We start from the raw sequence: 19658 nt of genomic DNA, 5'->3' as shown, positions 1-19658 counted from the left end.
CCCCGTCGGCGCCCTATACTCGCAAGTCCCCACCGGGGCAGGCTACAGGCCGGGCAGCACGTCCCGGGCCTCGCGCGAATCCATGCCGGCGGCCTCCAGCAGGTCCACCATGAGCGGACGGAACAGCATCACTACTGTCTCACCCTCCAAAAGCTGGACCTCCAGCAGTTTGGGATGCAGCCGCAACGCAATCTCGCTTAGTTCGTGCCTGGCGGTGCGGAGATGGGCGCGGCGCACGCCGTCGTGCGTTTCTGCCAGGCCCAACGACAGCTCATCAATCGCTGCGGCGGTTTCTATCAGGACGTCGGAGATGTTCTCGGTAGCTTCGTCGGACAGCGCCGTGTGGTTGATGGCGCTGGTCAGCCGCCGTGCGAAGACACGGCTGTTGCGGAGCGCCAGGTCGATGAAGTCCAGGGACTGTTCCAGCCGGTCCAGCTCATCGCGGTGCCGTCGGTGGGCGGGCGACAGGGTGGCCACTTCGTTCGATGAGCGCAGCGACTGCCTCATGCGGTCCACCAGGGGCTGGCCATTGCGGCCGCGGACTAGGGCATGCCAGGCGCGGGTGGAATCACTTTCCGTCAGGGCCACGGCACATTCGCGCAGCACCTCGGAGAGTTCGTGCAGGATTTTCCGAACGTCGCTGCGGGGCTCCCGGCGCGGATCTTTCGGGATCAGGACCGTAACCAGCAGGGCGAAGAGGCCCCCCACCACGGCGTCCAGGCTGCGCGTGAACGGCCCGCCGGCCGGCGCCGGCAGCAGGACCACCAGCAGCGATTGCAGCCCCAGCTGCGTGGCGAAGATGGTGCCGCTGTCCAGGAACCGGGCCAACAGGATGGAGAACAGAAGTACGACGGCGGCCTGCCAGATGCCGCTGCCCAGCCAGTGCAGGAGCAAATCACCGACGGCGATGCCGATGGTGCAGCCCAGGCCCACCTCCATGACGCGCCGCAGGCGTGGGTCACGCGAAAAGCCCAGTGCTATCAGTGACGACGTGGCCGCGAACAGCGGACCGGAATGGCCCAGGACGTACTCGGCGAAGGCGTACGCGCCCACCGCGCAGCCAGTCATCTGGACGGCAGGGAGCAGTGAGTTCCGGCTCCGGATCAGGCCCGTGCGGATCCGTCCGCGCAGGAAGCGCCTGCTTGCTGAGAGTCCTGCTGCTGCGGCCATGCCCTCCAGTCTATTTGCCGCCCGGCCCCCTACGGCCAAAAGTGTGACCTTCGCAATGGTGACGTCGCACTTGTTGGCTAATGGCCAACGTTCGTTAACCTTCCGTTCACTCTCGGCCGCCAATCCCGTTACCTGCGGCGCCTAAATTCGATGAAGGTACAAAACGTACGCATCGCGCTGCAGGCCGCCTCCGGCCCTGCCCGCAACTGAATAACCCTGGAAGGGGTACATCTAGTGAAGGCATTCCGTTTCGGCCGCCACGCGGCTATCGCTGTAATCGCGGCCGGCGCACTCGCGCTCACCGCCTGCGGTTCAGACAACGCCACGGGCAACACGCCTGCCGGCACCCAGACTTCCGGCACCAAAGTGACCGGCACCCTGACCGGAATCGGCGCCTCCTCCACCGGCCCAGCCATGGACGCCTGGAAGGCAGGCTTCGCAGCCGCCAACTCCGGTGCCACTGTGCAGTACTCCCCGGACGGCTCGGGCGCAGGCCGCAAGGCCATCATCGACGGTTCGGCCCAGTTTGCCGGTTCCGACGCGTATCTCAAGGATGAAGAGCTGGCCAGCTCCAAGGCCAAGTGCGGCCCCGACGGCGCCCTCAACCTCCCGGTGTACATCTCCCCGATCGCCGTGGCCTTCAACCTGCCCGGCATCACCGAGCTGAAGCTTGACGCCACCACCGTGGCCAAGATCTTCCGCGGCGAGATCGCCACCTGGAACGATCCGGCAATTGCCGCCCTGAACGCGGGCGTCACCCTCCCGGACACGAAGGTCACCCCGGTGAACCGCTCTGACGACTCCGGCACCACCACTAACTTCACCGACTACCTCTCCGCTGCTGCAGCCGACGTCTGGACCGACAAGGCTTCCGGCGTCTGGCCCGCAACCCTGCAGGGCGAAAACGCCAAGGGCACCTCCGGCGTTGTCAAGACCGTCACCGACACCCCGGGCGCCGTGACCTACGCTGATGACTCCGCCGTGGGCGGCAAGCTGGGCACCGCCTCCATCAAGGTCGGCGAAGGGTTCGTCAAGATCTCCGCTGACGCCGCTGCCAAGGCCGTTGAAGCCGGCAAGCCGGTCGAAGGCCGCTCCGCCAACGACGTTGCCATCAAGCTGGACCGCAAGACCACTGCTTCAGGCGCCTACCCGATCGTCCTGGTTTCCTACCACGTCGTCTGCTCCACCTACGACAAGCAGGAGACCGTTGACCTGGTCAAGGCTTTCGAAAGCTACGTAGTTTCGGACGCCGGCCAGAAGGCAGCAGCTGACGCCGCGAAGTCTGCACCGCTCTCGGCCTCCCTCGCCGAGAAGGCCACCAAGGCCATCGAATCCATCAAGGTCAAGTCCTAGTACTTAGCCCTGATCCAAGTTCCCCGCCACGCCGAAAGGCGGGGTGGGGAACTTGGCTTTGTAAGCTAGTTCTTGCGCACCGCCAAACAACCGAAGGGTCTGGAATGACCGCCACCTCCCTGAGCAGTTCCCAGGGCGCAGGCCGCGCCGGGGATAAGATCTTTTCCGGCGCCGCACTGGCCGCCGGGTGCCTCATCCTCGCCATCCTCTTCGGCGTTGCTTTGTTCCTTGTTGTCCAGGCCATTCCGGCGCTGACCGCCCCGGCCGCCGAAATCCAGGGCGGAGCAGGCTTCTTCGTTTACATCTGGCCGATCGTCATTGGCACGCTCATCGCCGCTGTCATCGCCCTGGTAATAGCCACGCCGGTCGCCATTGGGGTGGCGCTGTTCATTTCGCACTATGCCCCGCGCGGGCTCGCCTCCGGCCTGGGCTACGTGGTTGACCTCCTGGCCGCGATCCCCTCGGTGATCTACGGCGCCTGGGGTGCAGCGTTCCTCGCCAAGGAAATCTCCCCGGCCTACAACTGGCTGGCCGAAAACATGGGCTGGCTGCCCATTTTCCAGGGCCCGGCCTCCGCCACCGGCAAGACCATCCTTACCGCCGGGATCGTGCTTTCGGTCATGGTGCTGCCCATCATCACCTCCCTGACCCGCGAAATCTTCCTGCAGACCCCCAAACTGCACGAGGAAGCCGCACTGGCCCTCGGCGCCACCCGCTGGGAAATGATCAAGATGTCAGTGCTGCCGTTCGCCCGGCCGGGCATCATCAGCGCCGTCATGCTTGGCCTGGGCCGCGCGCTCGGCGAAACCATGGCCGTGGCACTGGTGCTCTCCTCGGGTGCCCTGACCGCCAGCCTGATCACGTCCGGCAACCAGACTATTGCCGCGGAAATCGCCCTGAACTTCCCCGAAGCCAGCGGCCTCAAGGTCAGCACACTGATCGCCGCCGGCCTGGTCCTGTTCCTCATCACGCTTGCCGTGAACATGATCGCCCGCTGGATCATCAGCCGGCACAAAGAATTCTCGGGAGCCAACTAAATGTCCTCCACTATTACTCCGGTGCGCAATAAGCGCTCAGCCCTCACAAAGGGCCAGCTTCCGTCCTATGCACCGTACGTGGTCCTGGCGGCTGCGCTTATTGTCGGCGCCGCGATCCTGGCACTGATCGGTTTCAACGCCTTTGGCTGGGGGATCGTCTCGGCCCTGCTCTTCGCCATCGGCCTGGTGAGCTGGAGCGCCATTGTGGAGGGCAGCCGCAAGGCCAAGGACAAGCTGGCCACCTGCCTGGTGGTGGGTTCGTTCCTGATCGCACTGCTCCCGCTGATCTCGGTGATCTGGACCGTGCTGGTCAACGGCATCCCCGGGCTCATCGCCCCGGGCTTCCTCACCAGCTCCATGAACGGCGTCACGGGCGCCTATGACAACAAGGCCGTGGAAGCGGGTGCCCCCGTGATCGGCGGCATCTACCACGCATTGATCGGCACCGTCCAGATCACGTTGGTAGCCACCATCATCTCCGTTCCGGTCGGACTGCTGACCGCCATTTACCTGGTGGAGTACGGCAATGACGGCAGGCTGGCACGCGCCATCACGTTCTTCGTGGATGTAATGACGGGCATCCCGTCCATCGTGGCCGGCCTGTTCGCCGCCGCGTTCTTCTTCGCGGTAGTGGGGCCCGGCACCAAAACCGGCGCCGTCGCCGCCGTCGCCCTTTCCGTGCTGATGATCCCCGTGGTGGTGCGCTCCAGCGAGGAAATGCTGAAGATCGTTCCCAACGAGCTGCGCGAAGCGGCTTACGCGCTGGGTGTCCGGAAATGGCGCACCATCATCAAAGTGGTTATCCCGACGGCGATCTCCGGCATTGCGTCCGGCGTCACCCTCGCGATCGCCCGCGTAATCGGTGAGACCGCCCCCATTCTGGTCACCGCCGGGTTCGCCACCAGCATCAACAACAACGTTTTCGGCGGCTGGATGGCTTCCCTGCCAACGTTCATCTATACCCAGATCCTGAACCCCACCTCGCCGGCCAACCCTGATCCGTCGTCGCAGCGTGCTTGGGGCGCAGCCTTGGTGCTGATCATCCTGGTGATGGTCCTGAACCTCGGGGCCCGCCTGATCGCCAGGATTTTTGCCCCCAAGACGGGCCGCTGAAAAAGTTTCGGCAGGCCATTTTGGTCCTCGCGACCAAACCCTAGACTTCAATCCGTACCCCCAGTAAGTGAAGGAACATCATGTCTAAGCGCATCGACGTCAAAGACCTGAACGTGTACTACGGCGATTTTCTGGCCGTGGAGGATGTCAGCATCAACATCGAGGCAAAGTCCGTGACGGCCTTCATTGGTCCCTCAGGCTGTGGCAAGTCAACTTTCCTGCGCACGCTGAACCGCATGCACGAAGTGCTGCCCGGCGCCCGCGTTGAAGGCGAAGTCCTGCTGGACGGCGACAACCTCTACGGACCCGGTGTTGATCCCGTGACCGTTCGATCCCAGATCGGCATGGTTTTCCAGCGGCCCAACCCGTTCCCCACCATGTCCATCCGCGACAACGTGCTGGCCGGTGTGAAGCTGAACAACAAAAAGATCTCCAAGGGCGAGGCTGACGCGCTGGTGGAAAGCTCCCTGCTGGGCGCCAACCTCTGGAACGAGGTCAAGGACCGGCTGGAGAAGCCGGGCTCGGGCCTGTCAGGCGGCCAGCAGCAGCGCCTCTGCATCGCCCGCGCCATCGCCGTGCAGCCGCAGGTGATCCTCATGGACGAGCCGTGCTCGGCCCTGGACCCGATCTCCACTCTGGCCATCGAGGACCTCATCAATGAGCTCAAGGACCAGTACACCGTGGTGATCGTGACCCACAACATGCAGCAGGCGGCCCGCGTCTCGGAAAAGACGGCGTTCTTCAACATCGCCGGTACCGGCAAGCCAGGCAAGCTGATCGAATACGGGAACACCCAGAACATCTTCAGTAACCCCACCCAGAAGGCCACCGAAGACTACGTTTCCGGCCGCTTCGGATAGCCCACCAACATCCTGTGTTTAAGGGGTTACCTGCAGGGCTGGGCTTAGGCGCCCGCCAGGGGTGAGAGCGCCAGCGCGAACACGAAGGCGACGGCTGCGGCCGTCAAGGGCGTGAGCACCCACAGCCCCAGAATCTGCAGGACAAGTTTCCGGTTGGTCACCGCGAAGTGCTGGTTCTCGCCCGCGCCCAGCACGGCGGATGTCACGGTGTGGGTGGTCGAGAGCGGCGCCTGCAGCGCGATGGCACCAAAGAACAGCATCATCGCGCTGAAGGTCTGGGCTACGGAACCGCGCAGCGGATCAACCCGCGTGATCTTGTAGCCGATGGTGTGGGAGATCCGCCAGCCGCCGCAAAGCGTTCCGGCAGTGAGCAAGATGGCGGACGCCAGCGCCACCCACACAGGGATACTGTCGCCGTCAGTATAACCGGCCCCCACCACAGCCAGCAGCAGGACTGCACCCACTCGCTGGCCATCCTGCATGCCGTGGCCGAACGCCACAGCACCGGCCGCAATGGCCTGGGCACGGCGGAAGCGCTGGTTGATGACATTGGGCTGGGCATAACGGGCCGCCCAGCTGACAGGGAAGACCGCCAAGTACGCGCCGATGTAGGCGACGATGGGGGAGAGTAGGAGCGGCAGGATCACCTGGACCACTAGGGACCGGTCAACGCCACCCACTCCCATCCCGCCCACCGCGAGGCTGGCGAGTCCGGCGCCGGCAAGTCCGCCCACCAAGGCGTGCGTGGAGGATGCGGGGATGCCCCGCCACCACATCAGCAGGCCCCACGCGCAGGCGCTGCCCACGCCGGCCAGCAGGATGCTCAGGCCGCTTACCCCCTCCGGCAGGTGGATCCACGTGTGGCTGACGGACACCACTATGGAGGCGCTAAGCAAGGCGCCCACAAGGTTGAAGAAGGCGGCCAGCAGCACACCCACCGTGGGCGTGAGTGCCCGGGTCCGGACGGCAAGTGCCACGGAGGTGGAGACGTCCCTGAAGCCATTGAGGAAAGCAAACACCCCGGTCAGCAGGACCACGGCGCCGAAGAGGACTGCTGTCACCTCAGGATTCCTTGACGATGATGCTGCCTACCTGGGTGGCAATCCGGCGCATGTCCTTGGTGACTTCTACGAGCTGGTTGGCGACGTCACGGTTACGCGAGTACTGCGCCCACTTCATGTCCCGGATCATGTCCGCCACCCAGATCCGGTGCGTCCGTTCTGCACGCTTGGCCAGCCTGAGGATTTCGATCCAGTAATCCTCGAGGTCATCGAGGTTGTTGAGCCGCCTCATGGCGTCCACGGTGAGTTCGGCCTGCCGGCTGATGATCTCCAGCTGGTCCGCGGCCCGCCGGGGCAACCGGTCCAGCCTGTACAGGAAAACGAGTTCCGCGGCGCCGTCCAGCTTCTCGAGCGCCTCGTTGAGGTAGCGGGAAAGGGCGTACATGTCTTCGCGGGGGAGGGGGTTTACGAAGCTCGTGCGCATATGGGTCAGCAGGGCGAAGTGCAGCTCGGCGGATTTGGCTTCGTGGCTATGCATGTCGTCCACCAGCTTGGCGTGCTCGCTGGCGGGAACGCCGAGGATCTCGGCCATGGTGCCGCTGGCGCGCACAATTTGCTGGGCCATCTGGGACAGCAGGGTCAGCCCTGCAGGTTCCTGGGGGAAAAGGCGCAGCTTCACGTTGGGTTACCGGTCTCCGGGTGATGTACTGGGTCGGGGGCCGCCCACTGTGACTTGACGCAGGCCAGCAACTGGTTTTGATTCTACCCGGCCCCTGTCCACGCCCGCCAAACAGGCATAAAAATGGTGCCGAACCGGATACGCCTCTCGGCGGTAGGCCGCTCTAGGCGGCTAAATGTTGAAGCCCGGGGGTTTCGCGGTTCGACACCAGTTTCAGTGTTCTACGTTGGCTGGCCCAAGTCAACATTGACAGATCGGGCCGGTGGGGTCAGTCCAGCTCGCCCAGCCGCCAGGCATTCGCGGCGTGTTCGAGGTCCTCAGCTGTTTTTACGAGCTGGTGGGAGTTGCGTGTGAGCTTGCTCGCGTGGGCCTCATTGGTGTGCTCAGCACCATCGGCGAGGGTCGCCTGGCCGAGCGCCACAACGCGGCAGAAAGCAGCGGAACGTTCCAGCGCGACGTCGAACTCGCCGTCGAACGCGCCCGAGAGAATGGCGTCAGCCAGCGTCCGCATTTCCTCGGCGCCCGGCGGTTCGGCAGCGCCGGCCACCACATGGGAGACCTGCGCGGTGTCCTTGCCTGCGCGGAAGTAGACCGAGATCCGCTCCGGATCCTGGACAGTGGCCGCGCGGAGCGCGTACAGCCGCCAGAGTGCGCCGGGCAGGGAACGTGCAGGGCTTTCCGCCCACATCTCCGCGATGGCGTCCAGGCCCTGTTCATCCGTCAGCTTGACCAGCCGTTCGGTGATGACGGGATCGTCGCTGTCGCGGCCGTGGCGAACCAGAGCCTGGGCAGCAAGGTGTGCTGCCTCAGAGACGCGCGCAGGGTCCGGGCCGCCGGCGAACGGCTCAAAGTCGATAGGGGCGAACGGCTTGGGCTTGTGATGCCGGTTGGCTCCGCCGTAATGACTGTGTCCTGCTTGCTGGCTCATGCCCCCACGCTACTCCTGTGCCGTGGGGGAAATCGAGTACTCCGCGTAGGCAGGGCGGCCGGCGCCGGGGCCCATAGATCCTGGCGGAATCAGGAACGTAGGACGGCGGCGCATGCCTGCGTGCCAAAGCGGTCCCATGCGTGGGGTAGAGTATCTATCGTCCAGAAATGGACTGGGCTGATCGGTCTTTTGACCGTCAGTTGGGGCCTTTAGCTCAGTTGGTAGAGCATCGGACTTTTAATCCGTGGGTCGTGGGTTCGATCCCCACAGGGCCCACCCACGAAGCAGGCCAGAGGCATATTGCCCCTGGCCTGCTTTTTGTTTCAAGGAACCGTGACGCCCTGGGACTGTACATACCGGCGGAGCTAGAGCTGCGCGGCCGGTTCAGCTCAGCGACAGGCCCAGGTAGAGCAGCGCCAAGGCCAGCACCGTGGGCGTCATGACCAGCCGCTCCTGCCGGCTGCGCGATATCCCGTTCATAACAACGCCCACGGCAAAGTAGGCCGTGAGCACCCAGGCGGCCACTTCCGTGAACGTTTGGCCGACCAGGGGCTCGGCCACCTCCGCCCTCGCCAGCGCAATGTATGCGAAAACGGCGTACAGGGCTATGGAGACCACGCTGCCGATCCGCAGCTTACGCGGCAAGACCCTGTGCTGGCCGCCCCAGGCCAGATGGCCAAAGGGAGCACCCGCGATCAGCGCTGCTTGGAAACCGGCCAAACCGGCCAGGACCGCGGTGGCAACTAGCGCATAAACTTGAACCATTTTTTACCCGATCGTTTACCGTTCCGTCAGTTCGGAACGCACATACCGCTAACTTAGCTCAGGGGTTCCGGCCTGCAGGTAAACGCAGGTTGGTATCAGGACTAACGCCGAGGCAATGGCCCTGACCAGCGACGACGCCCGCGGCTGGCCGCGCCCGACGCCCGCCAGGCCTAGTGATCGAAGTGGGTCCCGGGTGCGCCGCCGGGCAGCTTCTCCAAGATGCCCTCGGCCACCTTGCGCAGCTTGAGGTTCCGGTGGCTGGAGGCTTTGGCGATGATGGCGATAGCGTCGTTGTAGGAGCACCTGTTCTGCGCCATGATCACTCCACAGGCAATGTTGATGGAGGTCCGGCTTTCAAGTGCGGACTGCAGGTCCGAGGCCCGGGTGCTGGTGGCCTGCAACTCGAGGACAAGCCCGAGGCCGCGAGCTGCGAGGTCCGTGAAATTGCGGGCCTCGGCGATGACCTGAAGCGGGAACGCCTGGACGCCCGGGGCGAAGAAGGCGAGGGCGGCCTCAGCGCCATCATCGAGGCGGAGCCGCAGGCCAAGGACGCTTCCGAACCCGGCGTCCTGCAGGTATGGCCGGTAACGTGACCACCGGAAGTCAGAAGACACGTGGTTCATGGCCACGGTGCCGTTGCCGGCAATGGCTTCCGTCAGGGGGCCTTCGCCTACCTCCCCTTCCAACCGGGCCAGCCCGGCAGCCTGCGTGCTTGTGCCGGCGGTGGCTGGGACGCTCTTGACCCTTCTCAGCAACAGGCAGCATTCGACCGGTGAGTCCATAAGCCTGTTCAGGGTGGCCGCCGCCGTCCGGGTCAGGATCTCGAGGGAGTCCGCAACGCTTGTCGCACCGGTGGCCAAATCGGGGATGAACCCGGCGGTGCCTGTCATGCCGTTCCCTGTTCCGGCCGATGCCTGCATTTGGGCGGCACCCTGGTCTGCAAGCGTGGTTGGATGACCGGCCGTGTGCTGGGTTTGGTGCGACCGCATAGTCCTCCGGCCCGCAGCCGTGTGCGTCGGGGAAACCTGCGAAGGGGAGTACTTCATGGCCGGATCTCGCAGGCCGGCGCGGCCCGCGGATGCATTGCAGGAGCTGCCTGGAACCAGAATGCTGCCGGGCTAAACCCATCGGTCAGAGGGCCGGCGACGGCTGGGGGAGAGGCCTTGGTCTCGAAGACCTCCTCGTCGCCGGCCCCGCTCAACTCCCGGATCCGAAGACCCGGGAAAACGTGGCTGGTAAGTCCAGTGTTCATTCCTTCTCACGCCCCCTAGTGAGACATCCGACCCGGTGCCATAGCGGGTCTTGGCTCTAAGTCGAAGGTAGTTGGGGCGTGGTCCCGGGCGAACGCGTATTCGGTACTCGTATTTGAGATTAGGTAGTACTTGGTTTTGCGGACAACCACCCCCAAACCTGGCAACGCTCGACGCCGAACGGGCGAGGCGATCATCTTCGCCGTGAACCGCTCGGCCGCGGATGCCCTGACCCCGGACGCCGTGGTCGAGGGCCTGAGCAGTGCCCTGGTTCATGATCCGGTCGGCGGAGTCCTGAGCCTCCCATGACGCAAACACCCAGAGGTGGAAAGATAAGGGCCATGGAACTGCATATCACCGGTGACCCGGCCGCCGACCAACTGCTCACTGATGACGCGTTTGCGCTGCTGACCGGCATGCTGCTGGATCAGCAGGTAACCATGGAATCCGCCTTTGCCGGGCCGGAGAAAATTCGGGCACGGATCGGCTCGATCGAGCCGGCAGCTGTGGCTGCGTACAAACCGGAGGCATTCGTCGAGGTGTTCAAGGAACGTCCCGCGGTCCACCGCTATCCTGGCTCCATGGCGGCAAGGGTCCAGGCACTTGCCGAGACGGTGGAGCAGGACTGGGACGGCGATACCACCCTGATCTGGACCAAGGGCGGCCCCGACGGCAAGGAGGTGCTGCGGCGGCTGCAGGCGCTGCCCGGCTTCGGGGAGCAGAAGGCAAAGATTTTCCTCGCTCTCCTGGGCAAGCAGTGCGGGCTGCAGGCGCCCGGCTGGCGCGAGGCCACAGGCCACTACGGCGAGGAGGGCGCTTTCCTGTCGGTTGCCGATATCGTCGATCCTGGCTCTCTCGTCAAGGTGCGGGCCAGCAAGCAGGCAGCAAAGGCGGCGGCCAAGGCTGCCCAGGGCTGACCTCCGATGGCAGTGACCATGAACGATGTTGCCCGCGTGGCGAGGTGTCCTTCAATGCGCCTTCGAACGTGCTGAACGACTGCGAGTTCATCCGCCCGGTTGCTGTCTGCGGCAGAACGGCAGGGGATACCGCCGCGTACCGTTCTACGCCGTGTTCGGACTGAACGACGCCCTTGCCCTGGGTGCCATGCACGAACGGATTCTCCGCGGGGTAAAAGCGCGTGGAGGCGGGCTATGTCTTGAAAATCCGCGAAGCGGCGCCCTGAGGACGGCCGCTACCAGTAGCGTGCCGGGTCACGGCCGGGCCACCAGATTGTCGCGGATTTTCCGCCGGAGGACTTTGCCGATGAGGGAGCGGGGGAGAGAATCGAGCACCACCACCCTGCGTGGCACCTTGTATGCGGTCAGGTGGCCGCGGGCATAGGCCAGGAGGGCGGCAGGATCGATCGTGGTGCCCGGAACCGGCACCACAGCGGCCACCACGTCCTCGCCCCCGCCGGGGCGGGGCAAGCCGACGACAGAGACTTCCGCAACGCCGTCGAAAGCGGCTATCACGTCCTCCACCTCACTGGGTGAGACGTTGAAGCCACCCGTGATGATCAGTTCCTTGATCCGGTCCCGGATCGTGACGAAATAGTCGTCGTCCACTGAGACGATGTCGCCGGTGCGGAACCAGCCGCCGTCGAGCAGGGCATCCTCGGTCTCCTCCGGCCGGTTCCAGTAGCCGCGGAATACCTGGGGGCCGCGGATCAGAAGCTCCCCTTCCTCACCCGGGGCACGGTCCAGCGCCACGTTTTTGGGGTCCACCACGCGGATGTCGGTCAGCGGGAACGGCACGCCGACGGTGCCGGGCTTCCGGCTCGGGCCGAACGGGTTGCCGATTGCGATCGGGGAGGTTTCGGTCAGGCCGTAGCCCTCAATCAGGTAACCGCCGGTCGCTTTCTCCCAGGTCTCCACTGTGGACGTTGGCAGGTTCATGGCGCCGGAAATGGAGAAGCGGATGCTTTCCAGTCCGATGCCGCGTTGCGCCGCCGCGGCGGCGAGCCGGTCATAGATCGGAGGTACTGCGGGCAGGAACGTCGCGGGGGACTCCTTATGCGCCTTGAGTACGAGGTCGACGTCGAACTTGGGGAACAGGACCAGCTTCGCGCCGATGCTGAAGGCGAAAGTCATGCAGAGCGTCAGGCCATAGGCGTGGAACATCGGCAGCACTGCATAAACAGTTTCCCGGCCATCCTTCAGCCCCGGTACCCAGGCCCGGCCCTGCGCGGCGTTCGCCTGCAGATTGGCGTGGCTGAGCATGGCGCCCTTCGGCATGCCCGTGGTGCCGGACGTGTACTGCAGGACGGCGATGTCCTGGGCCGACGGGCGAGGGTGTTTCTTCCCGAGCTCGCCGGCCTCAAGGAGTTCCCGCCACTGAACCACGGGCCGTGCGGCGGGAGCAGTCGGTCCCTTGGCTTGGTTCTTGCCGACGGTGAGTGCAGCGCGGGCCTTGCGGGCAGCGGGCACCGGCAGGCGGAGCGCCAGCCGCTGGAGCAACGGCATCGCCGGGATCAGATCCACTGAGACAATGCTGCGCAGCCCGACGTCGGCCGGTAGTTGGCGGACGCGCTCCACTGATTTGTCCCAGACAATCGCGACGGCCGCTCCGTGGTCCTCGAACTGATGGCGCAGTTCACGGTCCGTATAGAGGGGGTTATGTTCGACCACAACGGCGCCGAGGCGCAGCACCGCGTGGAAGGCGACGATGTGCTGGGGGCAATTCGGCATGACCAGGGCAACCCTGTCGCCCGCCGTGACACCTAGCTTTTTCAGACCGGCGGCGGCATGGCTGATCTGTCTGCCGAGCTCACGGTAGCTGGTGCGCGCACCGAAGAACTCCAGCGCGGTCTTCGACCCATAGCGGCGCACTGACTTGTCCATCAAGTCCACGAGCGAACCCTTGGGGAGCTTCAGCTGCGCTGGGACACCCGGTCCATAGGAACTGGTCCACGGTCGGTCACGCCAAGGTCCCCGGTCCTGCTGCGCTGTGCTGTTCGCAGGCGTGCTGTGGGGCTTGATCTGGGTGCTTTTTTTCTTCACTATCAGTCCTTGCCACCAGTTGCCGGGTTCGTTGGCGGGCCGAGGGACACGCCGCAAGAATCCTACCGGTGCCTACACTGGATGGATGATCACAGTCAGCGGCACCGTGGAATCAAAACTCTCTCCCGCCAAGGCATTTGCGTTCCTCTCCGAGTTCGAGAATGCAAGCGAGTGGGATCCCAGCACTCCCGTAATGGACAAGCTGACAGCCGGACCCGTGGCCGTGGGCCACCGGTACCACGCCGAATCCGAATTCCGGGGGAAGCGCCAGTCCCTGGAATACGAGGTCATTGAGCTGACCGACCGCCACATCAAGCTCCGCGGCGAGAACAAAACGGTCACCGCGTTCGATTCCATCGATGTCAGCCCGGCCCCTGAGGGTTCGCTGATCAAGTACACAGCTGAATTCAGCGTCAAGGGACCAGCGAAGATTCTCCAGCCATTGCTGAAACCGGTATTTATGTCCCTCCGGGATCCTGCGCTGAACGGCATCCGGGACACCCTGAATTCCCTCGCGGCGCGCTGACGCTTTCCCGGGCGGCCGGCAGAATCGCCGCCGCCCGGGGCTTCCTGCCTGCGTTTAGGTCACCTGCCCAGCCTGGTGCTGCCTGCCGGCAGGTTACGGACCCGGCATGGGCGCTGGCCGGGCAAACAGTGTCCTCCTGCAATAATCGGAACCGACAGTTGTCCGGGAGCGAGGAAGCCCCCGGTCGAACAGGACGCAATGTAAGTTCAGGCCCATCACACCAGACGAGGCGGACATCCATGAAGGCTCCAGACCAGCAGCACGCTCGATTCTCCGGAACGCCGTTTCCGCCAGGCGACAGCGATGCAGCCCGTCATGGGCATGTGGACCAGGAACTCCTCCACCGCCTGGCTGACGCGCACGGCGTGGGCACAACGTTCTGGGGCTTTGACGGACTGCAGTACAGCGTCGCACCCGACACCCTGGTCAAGGTCCTGGCGGCCCTGGGCGTTCAGGCCCACACGAACGAACTGATCGAAGCTGCCCAGGCCGAGGCGGAGCTGGCGCCGTGGCGGCGGATGCTGCCGCCCGCCGTCGTGATTCAACAGGGTGAAACCACACTGGTTTCGGTCCATGTCCGGGACGGTTCCACCGCTCGCCTGACCGTTGAACTGGAATCCGGGGCGGGTGAGCCGGTGGACGCGGTCCAGCAGGACGTCTGGGTCCCGCCGCAGGATGTGGAAGGCGTGCCCACCGGGCGGGCCACCTTCGAGGTGCCGGCGGGGCTGCCGCTGGGCTGGCACACCCTGCATGCCGAGTCCGACGGCGTCACAGCCGAATGTGCGCTGGTGGTGGTCCCGGCGCGGCTTACTACCGCCGATTCCCTCGTGGATCGCCGTGGGTGGGGACTGGCCACGCAACTGTACTCAGTGCGGTCGAAGCGTTCGTGGGGGATCGGTGACTTCGCCGACCTCGCGGACCTGGCGGCCCTTAGTGGTGAGCGGGGTGCGGACTATGTCCTGGTCAACCCCCTGCACGCCGCGGAGCCGGTCCCTCCTGTCCAGCCGTCGCCGTATTCGCCGTCCACGCGCCGCTTCTTCAACCCGCTGTACATTCGGGTGGAAGCCATCCCGGAACTCCCGTACCTGAAGCCGCGGAAGCGTGCCACGATTGACCGGCTCCAGGAACAGGTCCAGGGCCTGAATGCGGACGGTGCGCGGTTGGACCGGAACGCCGTTTTCGCGGCCAAACTCCAGGCTCTGGAACTGCTGTATCACGCACGGCGCTCGCCGGCGCGGCAGGCGGCCTTCGACGCATTCTGCCGGATCTCAGGCCGCGGGCTGGACGACTTTGCGCTCTGGTCCGCCATCCGGGAGGACCTCGCGCCGGAGGATCCGCTGTGGACGGACCCGGACTGTGCGCTTGGGTCCGATGAGGCGGAAGCCCTGCGCGGCAAGCTTGCGGACCGGATCGATTTCCATCGCTGGCTGCAGTGGATCTGCGACGAGCAGCTCGAGAACGCGCAGCTGGCCGCCCGACGGGCCGGGATGCGGCTCGGCGTGGTGCACGACCTCGCTGTCGGCGTCGACTTGAGCAGCGCCGACGCCTGGACCCTCCGCCACGTGCTGGCGCCCGGGATCAGTGTGGGGGCGCCGCCGGACATGTACAACCAGCTGGGCCAGGACTGGAACCAGCCGCCGTGGCACCCCTCCCGCCTGGCCGAGGCCGGGTACGCGCCATTCCGCAACATGCTCGCCACCGTACTCCGGCACGCGGGCGGCATCCGCGTGGACCACGTGCTGGGCTTGTTCCGCCTCTGGTGGGTGCCGGCGGGCAACTCGCCGCGCGACGGCGCCTACGTCACGTACGACCACGACGCACTGATCGGCATCCTGGCGCTGGAGGCCCAGCGTGCCGGCGCCGTGGTGATCGGCGAGGATCTGGGAACCTTCGAGCCGTGGGTGCGTGACTACCTTGCTGCCCGCGGCGTCCTGGGCACATCCATCCTTTGGTTCGAGAACGATGGCGACTCCCCGCTGCCGCCCGAGCGTTACCGCACGCAGGCGCTCGCCAGCGTCAACACCCACGACCTGCCGCCCACTGCCGGTTACCTTGCGGGCGACCACGTGGCACTCCGCAGCAGGCTGGGGCTGCTGGAACGCACCGAGGCTGAAGAGCGGGCCGAACATGTGGCCACGCTGGAGAAGATGATGGGGCTGGTGCGGGAACGCGGGCTGCTGCCCGAGAGTGGGACTGGCCGCCACGACAGCGAGGAGCGCACCATCGAGGCGCTGCACCGCCTGCTGGCCCAGACGCCGTCGGTGCTGCTCGGCGTCGCACTCGTCGACGCGGTGGGGGAGCGGCGCGTGCAGAACCAGCCCGGCACCACGGAGTCGCTCTATCCGAACTGGCAGGTCCCGCTGGGGGACCCGGACGGCAATCCGGTATACCTTGACGACCTTCCCCGCAACGCCAGGTTCAACTCCCTCCTGGCCGCGGTTTCGGAGTCGCTGCGCGGTTGAGCACAAACAACGAGGGGTCACTTTTAGCCCTTCCGAGACTCCGGATTGGGCGGAAAGTGACCCCGCGTTGTTGTTTGGGGGAGGAAGGAGCCCTAGCCGGCAGTGATCATACGCGTCCGGTGGTCGTAGCGGAAGGTCGCGGGCCCGCCCGGGTGGTCCAGGACGATGTTGTTGCCGTTGAGGGCCCCGTCCGCGCCGTAGTTCACACCCCAGGTGCCGTTGAGGGCGACCTTGTATTCGTACTGCCCGGGAGGCAGATTTTCGGCGGTGAGGCGCCAGACGTTATCGGCCGGGTCGAGTGTGAGTGACGCGGTTGGGCAGGCGGGGTCCCAGTCTGCCGGGCATCCCAGTTCGCTGTTGAACGACCCCGCCACAGTCACACAGTCGGGCTGTGGCGCCTGGCCCACCGTCACCGTGCGCGGTTCGCTTGCGGGGCACTGCCTGACTGTGTGCCGCGGGACAGTGCGGTGCGAAGCAGCGCGGGAGGATTCGGCGTCGTTCGGGTATCTAAAGGACTGTCGAGGTATGGGGTGGTGCCCCTTGGGATGCGTGAATTTACGTCAGGAGTCCTTCCTGGTTGCGGCGATGCTTTACAGGGTGTTGCGGGACTGCGATTCGGTGGACGACTTGCCGATCGGCAATTGCGGTTGGTCCCGGCGATCCCAGCGATCGCCGAGCGCACCACGCCCAAACTAAGCGCATGCACCGAGTAAATCCAGTCTTTTGAGACCAATTTCAAGCAGCTAATGTGCGCATACTATGAGGTTCGTGGCGGGAGCTTTATTGGGCAGTTCACCATGTTCCCGCGCCCTACGTTTTACTTCGGTCGGTGCAATGAAAAGAGGCTCCTTTGTCAGGCTCCGGCACGTGCTTTGAATCCATTGCCGGGATCGCAGCGCGCCTTCGTTCCGCAGGGTGTGTTTTTGCGGAGGAGGAGGCCCGGCTGCTCGCGGCTAACGGGTGCTCCCCGGCAGAAGTCGCAGCCACGGTGGAGCGTCGCATCGCCGGCTATCCGCTTGAGCACATCCTCGGCTGGGCCGGGTTCGGTGGTCTGAGGATTGAGCTCGACGCCGGGGTCTTTGTTCCGCGCCGCCGGACCGAACTACTCGTCAACGAGGCCGTTTCACTGCTGTCGACACCCCTGCCGCGGGCGAGGCGTGATGGTGCCCGCCCCGCCGTCGTGGTGGATCTTTGTTGCGGATCCGGTGCAGCAGGTGCTGTCATCGCATCCCGGATCCCCGGGCTTGAACTCTATGCCGCGGATATTGATCCGGCCGCTGTGGCGTGTGCACGCCGGAACGTTGCCAAGGTGGGTGGGGAGGTTTACCTGGGCGATCTTTACGACGCGCTTCCGCCCGTCCTCAGAGGGAAGATCTCAATACTGACCGCGAACGCCCCCTATGTTCCTACACCCGAGATTGCCACCATGCCGCGGGAAGCACGGGACTATGAGCCAATGTTGTCGCTCGACGGCGGCGCGGACGGCCTCGAGCTCCATCGCCGTATTGCCGCAGGGGCGGGGGCCTGGCTGCAGGCCGGTGGGCATCTCATTATTGAAACGAGCGAGCGCCAGGCCGGCCGCACGGCATCGCTTATGGCATCGGCAGGGCTGGTGGTCCGCACCGTCCGGTCGGACTATCTCGACGGCACCGTTGTAGTCGGCCGGGCAGACTAGAGCACGCAATCCTCGCCTATTAGGGGCTTTCCCGGTCCGACCGCGCTGTCCATGTGACCGGCGGTCCCGTCGTGTAATGGGCGGACTGTCCTGCGATCAGCATCCGCGTTCATCCGAAGTTTATTCGCGTTGGGGTGGTGGGGGTGGTTTGAAGTAGTGGTTTTGTTGGGGTTTTTGGGTGGGGTCGATGTGGCGTGGGGGTGTGAACCAGGGGGTGTTGTTGCGGGTGTGGATGGTCCATTTTTCTTTGTGGATGAGGTGGTGGTGGTGGGAGCAGAGGAGGGCGCCGTTGTCGGTGTTGGTGGGGCCGTTTTGTGACCAGTGAGTGATGTGGTGGGCTTCGCACCAGGGGGCGGGGATGGTGCAGTTGGGGAACGTGCAGCCTTGGTCGCGGGCGGTGAGGGCGAGGCGTTGGGCGGGGGTGAAGAGCCGGGTTTTGCGGCCGAGGTCGAGGATTTCGCCGTGGGTGCCCAGGAGGGCGGGGATGATGTCGGCGTCGCATGCGAGTTTGCGGATGGTGGCGGCGGCGACGGGCCCGGTGAAGATGTAGTTCCCCGTGCCCGTGCCCGTGTCCCTTTCTGGGCCGGTGGCTGTGCTTGTGCTCGTTCGCGGGGCTGGCAGGTGGGGAAGGAGGTCCTGGTAGTTGATGGTGGCGAGGATTTGGGGGCGGTTTGCGCCGGCGGTGGGCAGTTTGTTGGTGGACAGGGCTGCTTTGAAGGCGGTGATGATGCCGTCGAGCTGTTTTTGGGAACGGGTCCGCCGGTCCAGGTCGAGGTTGTTCTCCTGCCATACGTCGTGGTGCCCTGCCTGGTTGCGGGGTTCGCCTGTGGGTTGGTGTGTGCGGGGGTTGGTGGCGGCGTTCATGATGGTGGCGAAGTGTTCGTATTGGTCGGTGGTGGCGAAGATTTCGAGGTGGTGCAGGCCGTGGCGGGGTTTGCGGATGAACGCGCCTTGGGTGTGGCGGAGGGCTTCTTCGGTGGGTTCGGTGCCGTCGGCGTTGATGGTGTCGGCCCAGCGGCGGCCGACGCGGGCGACGAAGTCGGGGTCCGCGGTGGCGGCGGTGCGGGTGAGGTCGTGTTCGATCCGGTCCATGTTTTCGGCGGTGGTGTGGTGTTTGAGGCGGTCCAGGGTGGCGCTGATGATGGTCCCGGTCCGGGACGCGAGCGCCGGTCCGGAACCTGCCGGGCACTCGTATGGGTTGCTGGCGTCGGTACTGGGGTCGGCGCCGGGGTCTGTGGTGGTGGCAGGGGAGAAGGCTGCGGCGAGGTGTTCGCGGGCCGGTGGGACCGGGTCTCCGGTGAGGGTGGTGTCGGGAAGGATGGCCTCTGCGAGGTGGAGTCGGCGGCGGGCTTCGCTGAGCCCGATCCGGAGCCTGAGGCGGAGGAACTCGGCGGTGGTCTTGCAGCCGTCATCTGCCGGTGAGCCTGGCATGTGCTGCGGGCATGCGGCGGAACGCACGTCTTCGACGCCGGCTTCGGCGCCGGCGGAGTCGGTGGTGGTGCCGGCCGGCCAGCCGGTGTCGGTTTCGTTGAGGGTTTCGGTGCCGTTGTCCCAGCCGGTGGTCCACGATTTGGTGGCCCGTGTGGTTGCGGCGTTGGTGATGGCCTGGGTCCGGGTGCGGTCCACGGCCCCGGCGGACAGGATCTGGAGATAGTCCACGGACCGGGAGAGATCTTCGACGAGCCCGGCGAAATCGGCGGCCTCGACGTAGCAGGCCTTGGCCAGCTGGTCAGGAGCGGCGGCGGCCGCGGCATTGACCGCAGCGATCACGGCAACGAGCCCGGCGGGCATGGGCACGGTGGAAATACCGCCATGCCCAGCAAGCTGATTCGTCAAAGCC

Annotated in this window: 18 protein-coding genes and 1 tRNA gene; 10 read left to right on the top strand and 9 right to left on the bottom strand. The window is 65.3% G+C overall.

Features of this window, described 5'->3' with window-relative positions; all coding sequences use genetic code 11:
* Window positions 1-42: 42 nt before the first annotated feature.
* The gene (locus ABIB45_RS10785; RefSeq protein ID WP_354215854.1) at window positions 43-1170 is read right to left on the bottom strand and encodes an FUSC family protein; all 1128 of its coding nucleotides are present in this window, start codon (window positions 1168-1170) and stop codon (window positions 43-45) included.
* A 234-nt stretch (window positions 1171-1404) separates the two neighbouring features.
* Here ABIB45_RS10785 and pstS point away from each other — a divergent pair, with 234 nt between their 5' ends.
* The 4 genes from pstS to pstB all read left to right on the top strand — a co-directional run bounded on the left by pstS (window position 1405) and on the right by pstB (window position 5533).
* Window positions 1405-2523 (top strand): phosphate ABC transporter substrate-binding protein PstS, encoded by a 1119-nt coding sequence (gene pstS / locus ABIB45_RS10780; protein ID WP_354215853.1) that lies wholly within the window; start codon window positions 1405-1407, stop codon window positions 2521-2523.
* A gap of 104 nt (window positions 2524-2627) precedes the next feature.
* Window positions 2628-3560 (top strand): phosphate ABC transporter permease subunit PstC, encoded by a 933-nt coding sequence (gene pstC, locus ABIB45_RS10775; protein WP_354215852.1) that lies wholly within the window; start codon window positions 2628-2630, stop codon window positions 3558-3560.
* Window positions 3561-4673 (top strand): phosphate ABC transporter permease PstA, encoded by a 1113-nt coding sequence (gene pstA, locus ABIB45_RS10770; protein ID WP_354215851.1) that lies wholly within the window; start codon window positions 3561-3563, stop codon window positions 4671-4673.
* Between the two features lie 80 nt (window positions 4674-4753).
* Entirely contained in the window at window positions 4754-5533 is a 780-nt protein-coding gene (pstB, locus tag ABIB45_RS10765) for a phosphate ABC transporter ATP-binding protein PstB (protein ID WP_354215850.1), read from the top strand.
* Between the two features lie 44 nt (window positions 5534-5577).
* Here the strand turns inward: pstB and ABIB45_RS10760 are convergent, their stop codons facing one another.
* From ABIB45_RS10760 to ABIB45_RS10750, 3 genes are all read right to left on the bottom strand, one after another.
* Complete coding sequence (locus tag ABIB45_RS10760; protein ID WP_354215849.1) at window positions 5578-6594, bottom strand: inorganic phosphate transporter; 1017 nt, start codon at window positions 6592-6594, stop codon at window positions 5578-5580.
* 1 nt (window position 6595) lies between these two features.
* Window positions 6596-7213 (bottom strand): nuclease PIN, encoded by a 618-nt coding sequence (locus ABIB45_RS10755; RefSeq protein ID WP_354215848.1) that lies wholly within the window; start codon window positions 7211-7213, stop codon window positions 6596-6598.
* Between the two features lie 268 nt (window positions 7214-7481).
* Window positions 7482-8141 (bottom strand): hypothetical protein, encoded by a 660-nt coding sequence (locus ABIB45_RS10750; protein WP_354215847.1) that lies wholly within the window; start codon window positions 8139-8141, stop codon window positions 7482-7484.
* A 203-nt stretch (window positions 8142-8344) separates the two neighbouring features.
* On the opposite strand from ABIB45_RS10750, the gene ABIB45_RS10745 reads away from it, so the two are divergent.
* Window positions 8345-8417, top strand: a tRNA-Lys gene (locus ABIB45_RS10745).
* A 108-nt stretch (window positions 8418-8525) separates the two neighbouring features.
* On the opposite strand, the gene ABIB45_RS10740 is transcribed toward ABIB45_RS10745, so the two are convergent.
* Both ABIB45_RS10740 and ABIB45_RS10735 read right to left on the bottom strand, forming a co-directional pair.
* A complete protein-coding gene (locus ABIB45_RS10740) occupies window positions 8526-8906 on the bottom strand; it encodes a hypothetical protein (protein ID WP_354215846.1) in 381 nt (126 codons plus the stop codon).
* A 170-nt stretch (window positions 8907-9076) separates the two neighbouring features.
* A complete protein-coding gene (locus ABIB45_RS10735; RefSeq protein WP_354215845.1) occupies window positions 9077-9796 on the bottom strand; it encodes a GAF and ANTAR domain-containing protein in 720 nt (239 codons plus the stop codon).
* Between the two features lie 498 nt (window positions 9797-10294).
* On the opposite strand from ABIB45_RS10735, the gene ABIB45_RS10730 reads away from it, so the two are divergent.
* Together ABIB45_RS10730 and ABIB45_RS10725 are read left to right on the top strand one after the other, a co-directional pair.
* Window positions 10295-10465 carry a hypothetical protein gene (locus ABIB45_RS10730; RefSeq protein WP_354215844.1) on the top strand — a complete coding sequence of 57 codons (171 nt, stop codon included), beginning with the start codon at window positions 10295-10297 and terminating at the stop codon, window positions 10463-10465.
* A gap of 32 nt (window positions 10466-10497) precedes the next feature.
* Window positions 10498-11073, top strand: a complete 576-nt coding sequence (locus ABIB45_RS10725; protein WP_354215843.1) for an HhH-GPD-type base excision DNA repair protein — start codon at window positions 10498-10500, stop codon at window positions 11071-11073.
* Between the two features lie 294 nt (window positions 11074-11367).
* On the opposite strand, the gene ABIB45_RS10720 is transcribed toward ABIB45_RS10725, so the two are convergent.
* A complete protein-coding gene (locus ABIB45_RS10720; RefSeq protein ID WP_354215953.1) occupies window positions 11368-13134 on the bottom strand; it encodes a long-chain-fatty-acid--CoA ligase in 1767 nt (588 codons plus the stop codon).
* A gap of 106 nt (window positions 13135-13240) precedes the next feature.
* On the opposite strand from ABIB45_RS10720, the gene ABIB45_RS10715 reads away from it, so the two are divergent.
* Together ABIB45_RS10715 and malQ are read left to right on the top strand one after the other, a co-directional pair.
* Window positions 13241-13681, top strand: a complete 441-nt coding sequence (locus ABIB45_RS10715) for an SRPBCC family protein (RefSeq protein WP_354215842.1) — start codon at window positions 13241-13243, stop codon at window positions 13679-13681.
* 239 nt (window positions 13682-13920) lie between these two features.
* Window positions 13921-16143 carry a 4-alpha-glucanotransferase gene (gene malQ / locus ABIB45_RS10710; RefSeq protein ID WP_354215841.1) on the top strand — a complete coding sequence of 741 codons (2223 nt, stop codon included), beginning with the start codon at window positions 13921-13923 and terminating at the stop codon, window positions 16141-16143.
* Window positions 16144-16235: 92 nt separating this feature from the next.
* Here the strand turns inward: malQ and ABIB45_RS10705 are convergent, their stop codons facing one another.
* Window positions 16236-16523 (bottom strand): pullulanase X25 domain-containing protein, encoded by a 288-nt coding sequence (locus ABIB45_RS10705; RefSeq protein ID WP_354215840.1) that lies wholly within the window; start codon window positions 16521-16523, stop codon window positions 16236-16238.
* Window positions 16524-16993: 470 nt separating this feature from the next.
* Here ABIB45_RS10705 and ABIB45_RS10700 point away from each other — a divergent pair, with 470 nt between their 5' ends.
* Window positions 16994-17818 carry a putative protein N(5)-glutamine methyltransferase gene (locus ABIB45_RS10700; protein ID WP_354215839.1) on the top strand — a complete coding sequence of 275 codons (825 nt, stop codon included), beginning with the start codon at window positions 16994-16996 and terminating at the stop codon, window positions 17816-17818.
* Window positions 17819-17938: 120 nt separating this feature from the next.
* On the opposite strand, the gene ABIB45_RS10695 is transcribed toward ABIB45_RS10700, so the two are convergent.
* A complete protein-coding gene (locus ABIB45_RS10695) occupies window positions 17939-19654 on the bottom strand; it encodes an HNH endonuclease signature motif containing protein (protein ID WP_354215838.1) in 1716 nt (571 codons plus the stop codon).
* Window positions 19655-19658: the final 4 nt, after the last annotated feature.

This window comes from Arthrobacter sp. UYCo732, from assembly GCF_040547265.1.
Lineage (GTDB): Bacteria > Actinomycetota > Actinomycetes > Actinomycetales > Micrococcaceae > Arthrobacter.
This window is presented reverse-complemented; position numbering and strand designations above follow the sequence as displayed.